This window comes from Leclercia sp. 119287, from assembly GCF_009734485.1.
GTDB classification, from domain to species: domain Bacteria; phylum Pseudomonadota; class Gammaproteobacteria; order Enterobacterales; family Enterobacteriaceae; genus Enterobacter; species Enterobacter adecarboxylatus_C.
In genome coordinates this window covers 1,517,225-1,531,621 of record NZ_CP046445.1, presented here as the reverse complement: position 1 = coordinate 1,531,621, position 14,397 = coordinate 1,517,225, and the positions used below count along the sequence as shown (strand labels likewise).

Below are 14,397 nucleotides of genomic sequence, written 5' to 3'. Positions count from 1 at the left end.
GGGCAACCCCCTCCTGTGCTTATCGCATAGAGTGTTAAATGCAAAACGTTGCCGGGCTTTTAGGCTTTTGCGATTTACACCGGAGATGCTATGAACACCATTATTGACCTGTTTAACGACCATAAAAGCGAGCGCAGCTTTACCGATCACGCCATCGATGATGCCACGCTGGAACGCATTATCAGCACCGCGTACCGTGCCCCTACCTCCGTGCATTCTCAGCAGGTGTCGGTCATCGTCACCCGCGATGCCGAAAAGCGGGCCAGGATTTCGCAGATCGCAGGCGGCCAGCCGTGGATTGCCAAAGCCCCGGTGTTTATCACCTTTGTGCTGGATATGTACAAAACCGAGGTTGGCATGAAGCTGGCGGGCAAGGAGCAGGTAGCGCATCAGAGCATTGAGAGCCTGGTGGCCGGCGCGACCGACGTGGGGATCGCCCTGGGCTCAGTGATGGCGGCGGCCCGTTCCGAAGGGTTAGGGATCGTGCCGATTGGTGGGATCCGTCTGCGTCCACAGGAGCTGATTGAGCTGCTCGACCTGCCGGAACACACCTTCCCGGTGGCGGGCGTGGTGATTGGGCACGTCGATGTGCCTTCGCATCACAAACCGCGTCTGCCGCTGGACACCTTCCGCCACGACGAAGCCTACGTCACCCACGGGCTGGAAGCGAAAATCACCCGCTACAATCAGCAGATGACCGAACACTGGCAGGCTATTGATCGTAATGACGGCGATACCTGGAGTGAAAGCGTGAGCGGGTATTACCAGCACATTTACTTCCCGGACGTGCTCCCGGCTCTGATTAAACAGGGCTTTGGCGTCGATAAGTAACGTGGAAAATGCCCGGCGGCGCTGCGCTTGCACGGGCCTACGGGTGATGTGCGAGCTGCCGGCATTGCCCTGCGGCGCTGCGCTTGCACGGGCCTACGGGTGATGTGCCCTTTGTAGGCCGGGTAAGCGCAGTGCCACCCGGCAAAATGCCTGAATCAGGTCGGCATCGAGAAGGTGGTGACCTTATTGGTCTGCGGATCGATAGAGATAATGCAGATGGCGAAGTTGCCGCCAAAACGGTCTTTACGATCGGAAATGCGCAGGTTATAGGTCTCGGAGAAAGAGGTATAGCCCGAAGAGTTGGTCTCGTTCAGCTTGAAGCCAACAATCTCTTCAAAATAGTCGCGGGATTTACCCACGCTGGTCTTGCACTGTTCATTGGTAATGGTGCCGGACTGTTTTGCCGCCGCCGCAGTTTGCGTGCCGGTAGAAGATTTCGGCGTCAGGGCCGAATTGACCGCTTTCATCCCGTCACTCATGTTTTTCTGGAAATCGGCGCAAGAGGTAGACAGTAAAACCATGCCGCATAAAAGGAGCTTTTTCATTGTAATCCTTACAATATTTAACGTTATTCAACCATTAATCATTATAATTTTTACAAATAGTTAACTCCAGCAAACCTTTTATACGGCAATTTATAACCTACTGAATATCAAAGCATTTCACATTAACTTCTACCATTATTGGTAGATTATCCCTTAATTCTCGGATCCAGCGCGTCGCGCAGCCCATCTCCTAACAGATTAAACGCCAGCACGGTGAGGAAAATTGCCATGCTCGGGAACAGCGCCACGTGCGGAGCGATCACCATATCGGCTCGCGCCTCGTTGAGCATCGCTCCCCACTCCGGCGTTGGCGGCTGAGCGCCTAACCCTAAGAACGACAGACTGGCCGCCGAGATAATCGACACCCCGATACGCATGGTGAAATAGACCACGATCGAGGAGACGGTGCCCGGCAGAATATGGTTAAAGAGGATGGTGGTGTCGCTGGCGCCAATGCTGCGCGCCGACTCGATAAAGGTCTGCTGTTTCAGCACCAGGGTATTCCCACGCACCAGGCGGGCAAAGGCCGGTATCGAGAAGATCGCCACGGCGATAATGACGTTCGCCATGCCGTTGCCCATCACCGCCACCACCGCAATCGCCAGCAGAATACCGGGGAAGGCAAACAGCACGTCGCAGATGCGCATGATGACCCGGTCCCACCAGCCCTCGTAGTAACCCGCCAGCAGGCCCAGCACCGTGCCGATGGCCGCGCCAATCAGTACTGCAAAAACGCCCGCCGCGAGGGAGATCTGCGCCCCCATCAGCACCCGGCTGAAGATATCCCGCCCGAGGGAATCCACGCCGAACCAGTGCATCATCGACGGCCCCTCGTTCAGCCGGTCGTAATCGAAGTAGTTCTCCGCATCGAAGGGGACGATCCAGGGGGCCAGCACCGCCACCAGGATCAGCAGCAGGACAAACAGCCCGGCGGTCATCGCCACCGGCTGCTTACGAAAGCGCCGCCAGAATTCATGCCACGGGGTGCGGATCTGATCCGGTTTGAGTCCCGGCATTGCCTTTAACATGGCCTGCCGGCGCCAGTTTAACAGTCGCATCTTACTTATACCTGATAGCCGGATTAATGGCGGCATAGAGCACATCCACCACTAAGTTGATAAGAATAAACTCCAGCGAAAAGAGCAGCACTTCCGCCTGGATCACCGGGTAGTCTCGCATGTCGACGGAATCGACCAGCAGGCGCCCGAGTCCCGGCCAGTTGAAGACCTTCTCCACCACGATCGAGCCGCCAAGCAGGAAGCCGAACTGCAGCCCCATCATGGTCACCACCGGGATCATCGCATTGCGCAGGCCGTGCTTGAGGATCACCCACTTCTCGCTGACCCCCTTCGCCCGGGCGGTGCGCATATAGTCCTCGTTCAGCACGTCAACGAAAGAAGCGCGGGTAAAGCGCGCCATCACCGCCGCCACCGCCGCGCCCAGCGTCAGGGAAGGCAGGATGTAGTGTCGCCAGCTGTCCGCCCCCACGGTGGGCAGCCAGCCCAGCTCCACGGAGAAGACCTGCATCAGCAGCATTCCCAGCGCAAAGGCCGGGAAGGAGATCCCGGTCACCGCCAGTGCCATCCCCAGCCGGTCCGGCCAGCGGTTACGCCAGACGGCCGCCACGATCCCCGCCCCCAGACCAAACAGCACCGCCCAGGCCATGCTGGCGAGGGTCAGCCAGAAGGTGGGCATAAAGCGGCTGGCAATTTCCTCGGAAACAGGCCGACGGGAGACCATCGAGGTACCAAAATCCCCCTGCAGGACGTTGGTGATGTAGTGCCAGAACTGCCGGTAGAGCGGCTGATCCAGCCCCAGCTGCTTACGCACCAGCTCAATGACCGTGGCATCCGCTTCCGGGCCGGCAATCAGCCGCGCCGGATCCCCGGGCAGCATATGGACGAATAAAAAGACCAGCACCGCCACAATCAGCAGCGTCGGGATCAGCCCCAGCAGGCGTTTAATCACATAATTCAGCATGCACATTCCTCTCATCCCGCAGACGCGCGCCTGCGGGAATGAGTGCTCTATTTCAGATCCGCGTCGTCAAAGCTAAAGCCGGTATCCGGCATGATGTAAAACCCGGTCAGCGCCTTGTTGTGCGCCGAGACCAGCTTCTCAACCACCAGCGGCACCCATGGCGACTCCTTCCAGATAGTGTCCTGCGCATCCTTGTACAGTTTCGCTTTCTCTTCCGGTTGGGTGGTTTTCAGGGCATCGGTCAGATCTTTATCCACCTGCGGATTGCTGTAGAACGCGGTGTTGAACAGGGTTGGCGGCTGGTTATTAGAGGCAAACAGCGGCGACAGCGCCCAGTCGGCTTCGCCGGTGGAGGCCGACCAGCCGGTGTAGAACATCCTCACTCCGCTCTCTTTCTGCCCTTTACCTTCCACTTCGGCGGCACGCTGTCCGGCATCCATCGCCGTGACCTGCACCTTAATGCCTACCTGCGCCAGCTGCTGCTGGGTGAACTGCAACACCTTCTGGGCGGTGCTGTGATTGTGTGACGACCACAGGGTCGTGCTGAAGCCGTTCGGGAAGCCCGCCTCTTTCAGCAGCGCGCGCGCCTTCGTCGGATTGTATTCCCACGGATGATACTGCTGGGAGTAAGCAATGGATGGCGGCACCACGCCCGTGGCCGGGGTCGCGTAACCGGCAAAGGCCACTTTTACCAGCGCCTCACGGTTGATGGCGTAGTTAATCGCCTCGCGCACCTTCGGGTTATCGAACGGCTTTTGCGTGACGTTCATGCTGATGTAGCGCTGCATGATCGACGGGCTGGCCACCAGCTCCAGCTTGCTGTTTTTGCCGAGCAGCGCCGCCTGCTCGTAAGGGATCGGGAAGGCAAACTGCGCTTCGCCGGTCTGCAACATCGCCGCGCGGGTGTTGTTATCCACCACCGGACGCCAGGTAATGGTGTCCAGCTTCGGCAGCCCCTGCTGCCAGTAACCGGCGAACTTCTTCACCTTCACAAAGTCGGTCTGATTCCAGGTCACCAGCTCATACGGGCCGGTACCCACCGGATGGAAGCCGATCTCTTTCCCGTACTTTTTCAGCGCCTCCGGGGAGATCATCGCCGTGGCCGGGTGGGCCAGGATGTTAATAAAGGCCGAGAACGGCTCTTTCAGGGTGATTTTTACCGTGGTGGGATCGACCGCCTCGGTGCTGGCGATATTTTTATACAGGTTATAACGCTTGAGGCTGTTTTCCGGGTTGCTGGCGCGATCGAGGTTGACCTTCACCGCTTCCGCGTTGAAGTCGGTCCCGTCCTGGAACTTAACCCCGCTGCGCAGCTTAATGGTATAGACCAGCCCGTCGTCCGAAACTTTATAGCTCTCGGCCAGCACGTTTTTCAGCTGCATCTCTTTATCGAGACCAAACAGCCCCTGATAAAACGACTTCGCCACCGCCTGCGACAGGGTGTCGTTGGCGTCATACGGATCGAGGGTGGTGAAGTTGGAGGCCACCGCCACCACCACGTCTTTTGCTGCGAAAGCCGGCGTGGCCGCCAGGGCTGCCGTTACGCTCGCGGCTAACAGCCATTTGCGAGCAACAAATTTTGTCATTGTTGTGTTCTCCGGTTGTTCTGTGCTGTTGTTCGTTATAGATGCTTAAAGGCATTATCCTGACGCGGCGGGGCGACAAAATGGCCGGGGCCTACCTCCCGCAGCACCACGCGCTCGGTGGCTTCCCCACGCTTGCGAATGTTGCCCGGCAGCTCGTCCTGAAGCAGCACCCGCCGGGCCTGACGATGAGCCGGATCGGCCACCGGCACCGCCGCCATCAGCTTGCGGGTGTAAGGGTGCTGCGGATTTTCAAACACTGCCCGGCGCGGGCCAATCTCAACGATCTGTCCGAGATACATCACCGCCACCCGGTGGCTGATGCGCTCCACCACCGCCATATCGTGCGAAATAAACAGAAATGCAATGCCCATCTCCCGCTGCAAATCGAGCAGCAGATTGATGATCTGCGCCCGGATGGAGACATCCAGCGCCGAGACCGACTCGTCGGCAATCACCACCTTCGGATTCAGCGCCAGCGCGCGGGCAATGCAGATCCGCTGCCGCTGACCGCCGGAAAATTCATGGGGATAGCGCCAGGCGTGCTCCGGCTTGAGGCCCACGCGCTCCAGCAGCCACGCCACCCGCCGCTGGGCAGCGTCGCCCTCCAGCAGGTTATGTACCCGCAGCGGCTCCATAATCGAATAGCCCACCGTCTGGCGGGGATCGAGGGAGGCATAAGGGTCCTGAAAAATAAACTGAATATCCCGCCGCAGGGGTTGCAGCTTCCCGGCCGGCAGGGTGTCGATGCGCTCACCGTTAAAGGTGATGGTGCCCTCCTGGGCCTCCACCAGCCGCAGCAGCGCCCGGCCGGTGGTCGATTTGCCGCTGCCGGACTCGCCCACCAGCGACAGCGTTTCGCCGGGCCATAAATCAAAGCTGACGCTCTCTACCGCGTGCACTTCACGCTTAACGCGGTTTAGCAGGCCGCCGCGCAGCGGAAAACGGGTTACCAGATCGCGCACTTTTAAGATGGGCTCGCCGGGCACCACGGTATCCTGCTCGGTTTCGGCCTCCTGAAAACCTGGATGAGTCAGGGAGATCAGCGGAAAACGGCGCGGCAGGTCGCGGCCGTTCATTGCCCCCAGTCGCGGCACCGCAGCCAGCAGCGCCCGGGTATAAGGGTGCTCAGGGGCATGGAAAATCTGCTCCACCGGGCCGGTTTCAACCGCCTCGCCCTGGTACATCACCAGCACCCGGTCAGCGATATCCGCCACCACGCCCATATCGTGAGTGATAAAGATCACCCCCATCTCCATCTCCTCCTGCAGCACTTTAATCAGCTGCAGGATCTGCGCCTGGATGGTGACGTCCAGCGCGGTGGTCGGTTCATCGGCAATCAGCACCGCCGGACGGCAGGAGAGCGCCATGGCGATCATCACCCGCTGGCGCATCCCGCCGGAGAGCTGATGCGGATAGCGTCCCAGAATGGCGTCCGCCTCCGGGATCCGCACCTGCTCGAGCATGCGTTTAGCTTCGGCCAGCGCCTCTTCGCCGCTCAGCCCCTGGTGCAGACGGATCGACTCGGCGATCTGCTCTCCCACCGGGAAGACCGGGTTGAGGGAGGTCATCGGCTCCTGAAAAATCATGGCAATATCGGCGCCGCGCACGCTGCGCATCTGCGACGGATTGAGCCCGGTGAGATCGCTCACCTGGCCGTTGCGACGGCGCAGCAGCAGGCTGTCGCACGCTACCTGCCCGCCGGACTGTTCAATCAGGCGCATCAGCGACAGGGCGGTAACCGATTTACCGGAACCAGATTCCCCGACGATCGCCAGCGTTTCGCCACGTTTTAGCGAAAAAGAGAGGTTTTTTACCGCCGGGATCGTCTGGCGTTCGTCGGAAAAGGCGACGTTCAGGTTATGCACCGCCAGCACCTGCTGGCTGTCGAGTTCATCGCTGTGCGGCATCCCTTTCTCCCTTATTCACGGTAAATTCCGGTGCTCGGCGTGTCGCCGGCATAGCCCCAGGCGCGGTACATGCCTTCGCTGTTAAACGGTAATGCCACGTTGCCTTCGCGATCGACGGCAATCAGCCCGCCGCTGCCTTCCAGCGCCGGGAGTTTTTCCATCACCACCCGCTCGCAGGCTTCGGCCAGGCTTAAGCCGCCGTAGTCCATCAGCGCGGCGATGTCATACGCCGCGAGCGTGCGAATAAACACCTCGCCGGTGCCGGTACAGGAGACCGCCACGCTGGCGTTATTGGCATAGCAGCCCGCGCCGGGTAAGGGGCTGTCGCCCACCCGGCCGGGCAGTTTATTAGTCATCCCGCCGGTAGAAGTCGCGGCGGCCAGGTTACCGGCCTTATCCAGCGCCACCGCGCCGACGGTACCCGTTTTCGTGGATTCATCCAGCGGTGCGGAATGGTCGAGCCGGGTTTCACCCGCATCACGCGCCGCCAGCAGCTGTTGATAGCGTTCCGGGGTGGAGAAAATATCTGGCGAAACCGCCTCCATGCCGTGCGCGAAGGCAAATTTCTCGGCCCCCTCGCCCACCAGCAATACGTGCGGGCTCTGCTCCATCACCAGACGGGCAGCCAGCACCGGGTTGCGCAGATGGCTGACCCCGGCCACGGCACCCGCTTTCAGGGTGATGCCGTCCATCACGCAGGCGTCCAGCTCATGGGTTTCGTCACGGGTAAACACCGCGCCAATCCCGGCGTTAAACAGCGGGCACTCCTCCAGCAGGCGGACCGCTTCGGTGACCACATCCAGCGCACTTTCTCCCGCCTCCAGCATCCGCTGGCCGGTTTCGACTATCGATGAAAGCGCCTCAATGTAGCGCCTCTCCTGTTCCTGACTGAGCTGCGCGCGGGTGATCGCCCCTGCGCCGCCGTGGATCGCGATGACTGCATTCCTCATTTACTTCACCTTACCGGGCATATTTGCCGCTTTTTCTATAAATATCATTATCGTTGCCGGAACTTCAGATGATTTTTGAATATAGAAAGACCCAACTGTGATGTAAAGGCTAAGCCCATGGTGTCATACAGTTAAGGGCACTTTTCTGCCATAATGGCCGCCTTCGTTATTCTCTCGCTGGAGTGACCCATGGATTTTACCGCCGGACTGATGCCGCTTGAGACGGCACTCGCGCAGATGCTCGATCGACTTTCACCCCTGTCAGACCAGGAGACGCTGCCGCTGCTGCGCTGTTTTGGCCGCGTGACCGCCGCCGACATCGTTTCGCCCCTCAACGTACCGGGTTTTGATAACTCGGCGATGGACGGCTATGCCGTACGGCTGGCGGATCTGGCGGCGGGTGCCGCGCTGCCGGTGGCGGGCAAAGCCTTTGCCGGGCAGCCCTTCCAGGGCGAATGGCCTCAAGGCAGCTGTATCCGCATTATGACCGGTGCCCCGGTGCCAACGGGCTGCGACGCCGTGGTGATGCAGGAAGAGACCGAGCAGACCGACGACGGCGTGCGCTTTATCGCCAGCGTTAAGCCGGGTCAGAACATCCGTCGCAGCGGGGAAGACATTGCCCTGGGCGCAACCGTCTTCCCGGTGGGCACCCGGCTGACCGCGGCCGAACTGCCGGTGCTGGCCTCGCTGGGTATTGCCGAAATTGCCGTGGTGCGCAAGGTGCGGGTGGCGCTGTTCTCCACCGGCGACGAGCTTCAGCTCTCGGGTCAGCCGCTGACCGAGGGGCAGATCTACGACACCAACCGTCTGGCGGTGCACCTGATGCTGGAGCAGCTGGGCTGCGAGGTGATCAACCTTGGGATTATCCCGGACGATCCGGACAAGCTGCGCGAAGCCTTTATCGAAGCGGATCGCGTGGCCGACGTGGTGCTCAGCTCCGGCGGCGTGTCGGTGGGCGAAGCGGATTACACCAAAACCATTCTTGATGAGCTGGGCGAGATCGGCTTCTGGAAGCTGGCCATCAAGCCGGGCAAACCGTTCGCTTTCGGCAAGCTGCCGAATAGCTGGTTCTGCGGCCTGCCGGGGAACCCGGTCTCTGCGGCGCTGACGTTCTATCAGCTGGTGCAGCCGCTACTGGCGAAGCTCTCCGGCAACCTGGGGCACAGCCTGCCCGCCCGCCAGCGCGTGCGCGCCGCCACCCGCCTGAAAAAATCACCGGGTCGTCTCGACTTCCAGCGCGGCATTCTGGCGCGTAACGCCGACGGCGAGCTGGAGGTGAGCACCACCGGCCACCAGGGCTCGCATATTTTTAGCTCCTTCAGCCAGGGCAACTGCTTTATCGTGCTCGAGCGCGAGCGCGGCAACGTGGAAGCGGGTGAATGGGTTGAGGTTGAGCCGTTTAACGCGCTGTTTGGGGGCTAACCATGACGGTGGAACTGAGCGACCAGGAGATGCTGCGCTACAATCGCCAGATTGTGCTGCGCGGCTTTGATTTCGACGGGCAGGAAGCGTTGAAAGCGGCGAACGTGCTGGTGGTCGGCCTCGGCGGGCTGGGCTGCGCCGCGGCCCAGTATCTGGCCGCCGCCGGCGTGGGGCGCATGACGCTGCTCGATTTCGACACCGTGTCGCTCTCCAACCTGCAACGCCAGACCCTGCACAGCGATGCGACCCTCGGCGAGCCAAAAGTGGTGTCGGCCCATGCGTCGCTGACGCGCATCAACCCCAACGTACAGTTCACCCTGCTCAATGTCCTGCTGGATGACGCCTCGCTGTCGGCCCAGATTGCCCACCACGATCTGGTCCTCGACTGCACCGACAACGTCGCCATTCGCAATCAGCTCAATGCGGGCTGTTTTGCCCATAAGACACCGCTGGTCTCCGGTGCGGCGATCCGCATGGAGGGACAGGTGAGCGTCTTTACTTACGTGGAGGGCGAGCCCTGCTACCGCTGCCTGAGCCGCCTGTTTGGCGAAAACGCCCTGACCTGTGTGGAGGCCGGCGTGATGGCCCCGCTGGTGGGGGTGATCGGTTCGATGCAGGCGATGGAGGCGATAAAAGCGCTGACCCGTTACGGCACGCCCGCGGCGGGGAAAATCGTGATGTACGACGCGATGACCTGCCAGTTCCGCGAGATGAAGCTGATGCGTAATCCGGGGTGCGAGGTGTGCGGGGAGTGAAACCGTTGCCGGGCGGCGCTGCGCTTGCCCGGCCTACAAAAGCACGAACCGTAGGCCGGGTAAGGCGAAGCCGCCACCCGGCAATACCCTTAGATCGACGTCCGTCCAAAGGCGTTCTGCCAGTCCTGCTCGAACTTCGCAATGGCTGCATCCACCGCCGGAGAGGTAATCAGCTGCTGGGCCACATCCAGCGGCAGGGTAATAGATTCACAGCCTGCCAGCAGGCAATCCAGCGCCTGACGCGGGGTTTTAAAGCTTGCCGCCAGCACCTTTGACTGCGGCACGTGCAGGGTCAGCAGCTGTTGCAGCTCGGCCACCGTCTGGATCCCGTCCCCGCCCTGCGCATCCACGCGGTTCACGTACGGCGCGACATACTCCGCGCCCGCCAGCGCCGCCATCATCCCCTGCGCCGCGCTGTAGACCGCCGTCCCCAGGGTCGGCACCCCTTGCGCTTTCAGCATCTTGATCGCCGCCAGCCCTTCCGCCGTAACCGGCACTTTAACCACCAGATCGGCGACGATACCCCGCAGCTTCAGCGCGTCTTCCACCATTCCTTCTGCGGTAGTCGCCATCACCTGAGCAAACAGACGGCCCTGACCGCCCATCGCCTCCTGCAGTTGAGGCAGTAAAACCTCGAGCGGCGTTTTGCCTGCGGCCACAATGCTTGGGTTAGTGGTTACGCCGGCCAGCGGAAATACGCGAGCCAGTTTTTTAACAGCGATAACGTCGGATGTGTCGAGATACAGTTCCATGATCGGGTCCTCAAAAATGACTATGCCGTAACCCTACACGGCAAAACCTGCGCCGGAGTTGATTTGCGTCAAGATAACTTTCATTCGAAAGTAATTTAATCTTCATACGCAACAAGAGGCAACATTATGATCTTCAACATTCAGCGTTATTCGACACACGACGGCCCCGGTATTCGTACCGTGGTCTTTATGAAAGGCTGCTCGCTGGGCTGCCGCTGGTGTCAGAACCCGGAGAGCCGCGCGCGGTCGCGGGACCTGCTGTTCGATGCCCGCCTGTGCCTGGAGGGGTGCAACCTCTGCCAGCAGGTGGCGCCCGCGGTCATCGACCGGACGCTGAATGGCCTGGTGATCCACCGCGAGAAACTCGACGATACGCATCTGGATGCCCTCACCCACTGCTGTCCGACCCAGGCCCTCACCGTCTGCGGCGAAGAGCAGCAGGTGGAGGAGATCATGACCACCGTCCTGCGCGATAAGCCTTTCTACGATCGCAGCGGCGGCGGGATCACCCTCTCCGGCGGCGAGCCCTTTATGAACCCGGACCTGGCGCGCCAGCTGTTCCAGGCCAGCCATGAGCAGGGCATTCATACCGCGGTCGAAACCTGCCTGCATGTGCCCTGGCACTATATCGAACCGTCGTTACCCTGGATCGATCTGTTTCTCGCCGACCTGAAGCACGTCGACGGCGCGGTGTTTAAGCAGTGGACCGACGGTTCCGCCAGACGGGTGCTGGATAACCTCAAGCGCCTGGCCGCGGCCGGAAAACAGCTCACCATCCGCGTGCCGCTGATCCAGGGCTTTAACGCCGATGAGGCCTCCATTACCGCCATTACCAACTTTGCCGCCGACGAACTGAACGTCCACGACATCCATTTTCTGCCGTACCACACGCTGGGCATGAACAAATACACCCTGCTCGGCCAACCCTACTCTGCCCCAGATAAACCGCTCGATAACCCTGCTTTACTGGACTTTGCCCGGCAGTATGCCGCCCGGAAAGGGTTAACCGCGACCTTACGAGGATAATGTTATGACACAGCTGAATCTTTCTACCCTGAGCGATCGCATTAAGGCGCATAAAACTGCCCTGGTCCACATTGTTAAGCCCCCGGTCTGTACCGAGCGTGCGCAGCACTACACCGAAATGTACCAGCAGCATATGGATAAGCCGATCCCGGTACGTCGCGCGCTGGCGCTGGCGCACCACCTGGCGCAGCGCACCATCTGGATCAAACATGACGAGCTGATTATCGGCAACCAGGCAAGCGAAGTCCGCGCCGCGCCGATCTTCCCGGAATACACCGTCTCGTGGATTGAGAAAGAGATCGACGATCTCGCCGACCGCCCGGGCGCGGGCTTTGCGGTAAGCGAAGAGAACAAACGCGTCCTGCACGCGCTGTGCCCGTGGTGGCGCGGCCAGACGGTGCAGGATCGCTGCTACGGCATGTTCACCGATGAGCAGAAAGGCCTGCTGGAAACCGGCATTATCAAAGCCGAAGGCAACATGACCTCCGGCGATGCACACCTGGCGGTGAACTTCCCGCTGGTGCTGGAGAAAGGGCTCGACGGGATGCGTCATAAAGTGGACGAGCGCCGCTCCCGCATCAACCTCACCTGCCTGGAAGATCTGCACGGCGACCAGTTCCTGAAAGCGATTGATATCGTGCTGGAAGCGGTGAGCCTGCATATCGAACGCTTTGCCGATCTGGCCCGTGAGATGGCCGCCAGCGAAACCCGCGAAACCCGCCGGGACGAGCTGCTGGCGATGGCGGAGAACTGCGATGTGATCGCCCACGAACCGCCGAAAACCTTCTGGCAGGCGCTGCAGCTGTGCTACTTCATCCAGCTGATCCTGCAGATTGAATCCAACGGCCACTCGGTGTCGTTTGCCCGTATGGACCAGTATCTCTACCCCTACTACCGCCGCGACGTGGAGCTGAACCAGTCTCTGGATCGTGAGCACGCCATCGAGCTGCTGCACAGCTGCTGGCTGAAGCTGCTGGAAGTGAATAAGATCCGCTCCGGCTCGCACTCCAAAGCCTCAGCCGGGAGCCCGCTGTATCAGAACGTCACCATCGGCGGCCAGAAGCTGGTCAACGATGTGGCAATGGACGCGGTTAACCCGCTCTCTTATGCGATTCTGGAATCCTGCGGCCGTCTGCGCTCCACCCAGCCGAACCTGAGCGTGCGCTACCACGCGGGCATGAGCAACGACTTCCTCGACGCCTGCGTGCAGGTGATCCGCTGCGGCTTCGGGATGCCAGCCTTTAACAACGATGAAATCGTGATCCCCGAATTCATCAAGCTCGGCATCGAAAAAGCGGATGCTTACGACTACGCCGCCATCGGCTGTATCGAGACCGCCGTCGGCGGCAAATGGGGCTACCGCTGCACCGGGATGAGCTTTATCAACTTCGCCCGCGTAATGCTGGCGGCGATGGAAGGCGGCCGCGACGCCACCAGCGGCAAAGTGTTCCTGCCGCAGGTCAAAGCGCTCTCTGAAGGTAACTTTAACAACTTCGACGAAGTGATGGCCGCCTGGGACCGCCAGATTAAGTACTACACCCGTAAATCCATCGAGATTGAGTACGTGGTGGATACCATGCTGGAAGAGAACGTGCATGACATTCTCTGCTCGGCGCTGGTAGATGACTGCATTGAGCGCGCGAAGAGCATCAAGCAGGGCGGCGCGAAGTATGACTGGGTCTCTGGCCTGCAGGTGGGGATCGCCAACCTTGGCAACAGCCTGGCGGCGGTGAAGAAGCTGGTCTTCGACCAGGGAGCCATCGGTCAGCAGCAGCTGGCGGCGGCGCTGGCGGATGACTACGAGGGGCTGACCCACGAGCAGCTGCGCCAGCGTCTGATCAACGGCGCACCGAAGTACGGCAACGACGACGATAGCGTGGATCTGCTGCTGGCTCGCGCCTATCAGACCTACATCGAAGAGCTGAAGCAGTATCACAACCCGCGCTACGGCCGCGGCCCGATTGGCGGTAACTACTACGCCGGGACCTCGTCTATCTCCGCCAACGTCCCCTTTGGTGCAGCAACCATGGCGACCCCGGATGGACGTAAAGCGCATACCCCGCTGGCGGAAGGGGCAAGCCCGGCTTCCGGCACTGACCATCTGGGGCCGACCGCGGTAATTGGTTCTGTCGGGAAGCTGCCGACCGAAGCGATTCTGGGTGGCGTGCTGCTGAACCAGAAGCTCAACCCGGCGACGCTGGATAACGACAGCGACCGCCAGAAGCTGATGGTGCTGCTGCGCACCTTCTTCGAGGTGCACAAAGGCTGGCATATCCAGTACAACATCGTCTCCCGCGAAACGCTGCTGGAAGCGAAGAAACACCCGGACCAGTATCGGGATCTGGTGGTGCGCGTGGCGGGTTACTCGGCGTTCTTCACCGCCCTGTCACCGGATGCGCAGGACGATATTATCGCCCGTACTGAGCATACGCTGTAGCCTCGGCAATGTCCGGTGGCGCTACGCTTACCGGGCCTATAAGATCGTGCGGTCTTTCTCGCCGGGTGGCGGCTGCGCCTTACCCGGCCTACGGGAGCTAAAATGTAGGCCGGGTAAGCGTCAGCGCCACCCGGATTTTTACTTTCATTCGAAATTAAATTTGTGCTCCACGTCACCTTGTTATTAGAATGTTTCATAACGCAGTG

At 60.5% G+C, this 14,397-nt stretch carries 12 protein-coding genes; 5 read left to right on the top strand and 7 right to left on the bottom strand.

What is annotated here, in order from left to right; genetic code table 11:
- Positions 1-90 precede the first annotated feature (90 nt).
- Positions 91-831 carry a nitroreductase family protein gene (locus tag GNG27_RS07415; RefSeq protein ID WP_156263268.1) on the top strand — a complete coding sequence of 247 codons (741 nt, stop codon included), beginning with the start codon at positions 91-93 and terminating at the stop codon, positions 829-831.
- A gap of 155 nt (positions 832-986) precedes the next feature.
- On the opposite strand, the gene GNG27_RS07410 is transcribed toward GNG27_RS07415, so the two are convergent.
- From GNG27_RS07410 to iaaA, 6 genes are all read right to left on the bottom strand, one after another.
- Positions 987-1,376 carry a hypothetical protein gene (locus tag GNG27_RS07410; RefSeq protein WP_156263267.1) on the bottom strand — a complete coding sequence of 130 codons (390 nt, stop codon included), beginning with the start codon at positions 1,374-1,376 and terminating at the stop codon, positions 987-989.
- A gap of 146 nt (positions 1,377-1,522) precedes the next feature.
- Complete coding sequence (gene gsiD, locus GNG27_RS07405) at positions 1,523-2,434, bottom strand: glutathione ABC transporter permease GsiD (RefSeq protein WP_156263266.1); 912 nt, start codon at positions 2,432-2,434, stop codon at positions 1,523-1,525.
- 1 nt (position 2,435) lies between these two features.
- Positions 2,436-3,356, bottom strand: a complete 921-nt coding sequence (gsiC, locus tag GNG27_RS07400; protein ID WP_142488809.1) for a glutathione ABC transporter permease GsiC — start codon at positions 3,354-3,356, stop codon at positions 2,436-2,438.
- 47 nt (positions 3,357-3,403) lie between these two features.
- Entirely contained in the window at positions 3,404-4,942 is a 1,539-nt protein-coding gene (gene gsiB, locus GNG27_RS07395; protein ID WP_142488808.1) for a glutathione ABC transporter substrate-binding protein GsiB, read from the bottom strand.
- 35 nt (positions 4,943-4,977) lie between these two features.
- On the bottom strand, positions 4,978-6,849 hold the full coding sequence (gsiA, locus tag GNG27_RS07390; RefSeq protein ID WP_156263265.1) for a glutathione ABC transporter ATP-binding protein GsiA: 1,872 nt from the start codon (positions 6,847-6,849) through the stop codon (positions 4,978-4,980).
- Between the two features lie 11 nt (positions 6,850-6,860).
- Positions 6,861-7,799 carry a beta-aspartyl-peptidase gene (gene iaaA / locus GNG27_RS07385; protein ID WP_156263264.1) on the bottom strand — a complete coding sequence of 313 codons (939 nt, stop codon included), beginning with the start codon at positions 7,797-7,799 and terminating at the stop codon, positions 6,861-6,863.
- Between the two features lie 189 nt (positions 7,800-7,988).
- Here iaaA and moeA point away from each other — a divergent pair, with 189 nt between their 5' ends.
- Both moeA and moeB read left to right on the top strand, forming a co-directional pair.
- Positions 7,989-9,221: a molybdopterin molybdotransferase MoeA gene (moeA, locus tag GNG27_RS07380; RefSeq protein ID WP_156263263.1), complete on the top strand. Its 1,233-nt coding sequence runs from the start codon at positions 7,989-7,991 to the stop codon at positions 9,219-9,221.
- 2 nt (positions 9,222-9,223) lie between these two features.
- Positions 9,224-9,976: a molybdopterin-synthase adenylyltransferase MoeB gene (gene moeB, locus GNG27_RS07375; protein ID WP_156263262.1), complete on the top strand. Its 753-nt coding sequence runs from the start codon at positions 9,224-9,226 to the stop codon at positions 9,974-9,976.
- Positions 9,977-10,065: 89 nt separating this feature from the next.
- On the opposite strand, the gene fsa is transcribed toward moeB, so the two are convergent.
- On the bottom strand, positions 10,066-10,728 hold the full coding sequence (fsa, locus tag GNG27_RS07370) for a fructose-6-phosphate aldolase (RefSeq protein ID WP_156263261.1): 663 nt from the start codon (positions 10,726-10,728) through the stop codon (positions 10,066-10,068).
- A 126-nt stretch (positions 10,729-10,854) separates the two neighbouring features.
- On the opposite strand from fsa, the gene GNG27_RS07365 reads away from it, so the two are divergent.
- Together GNG27_RS07365 and GNG27_RS07360 are read left to right on the top strand one after the other, a co-directional pair.
- Positions 10,855-11,754 carry a glycyl-radical enzyme activating protein gene (locus GNG27_RS07365; protein WP_142488802.1) on the top strand — a complete coding sequence of 300 codons (900 nt, stop codon included), beginning with the start codon at positions 10,855-10,857 and terminating at the stop codon, positions 11,752-11,754.
- Positions 11,755-11,758: 4 nt separating this feature from the next.
- Complete coding sequence (locus GNG27_RS07360; protein ID WP_142488801.1) at positions 11,759-14,191, top strand: formate C-acetyltransferase/glycerol dehydratase family glycyl radical enzyme; 2,433 nt, start codon at positions 11,759-11,761, stop codon at positions 14,189-14,191.
- Positions 14,192-14,397: the final 206 nt, after the last annotated feature.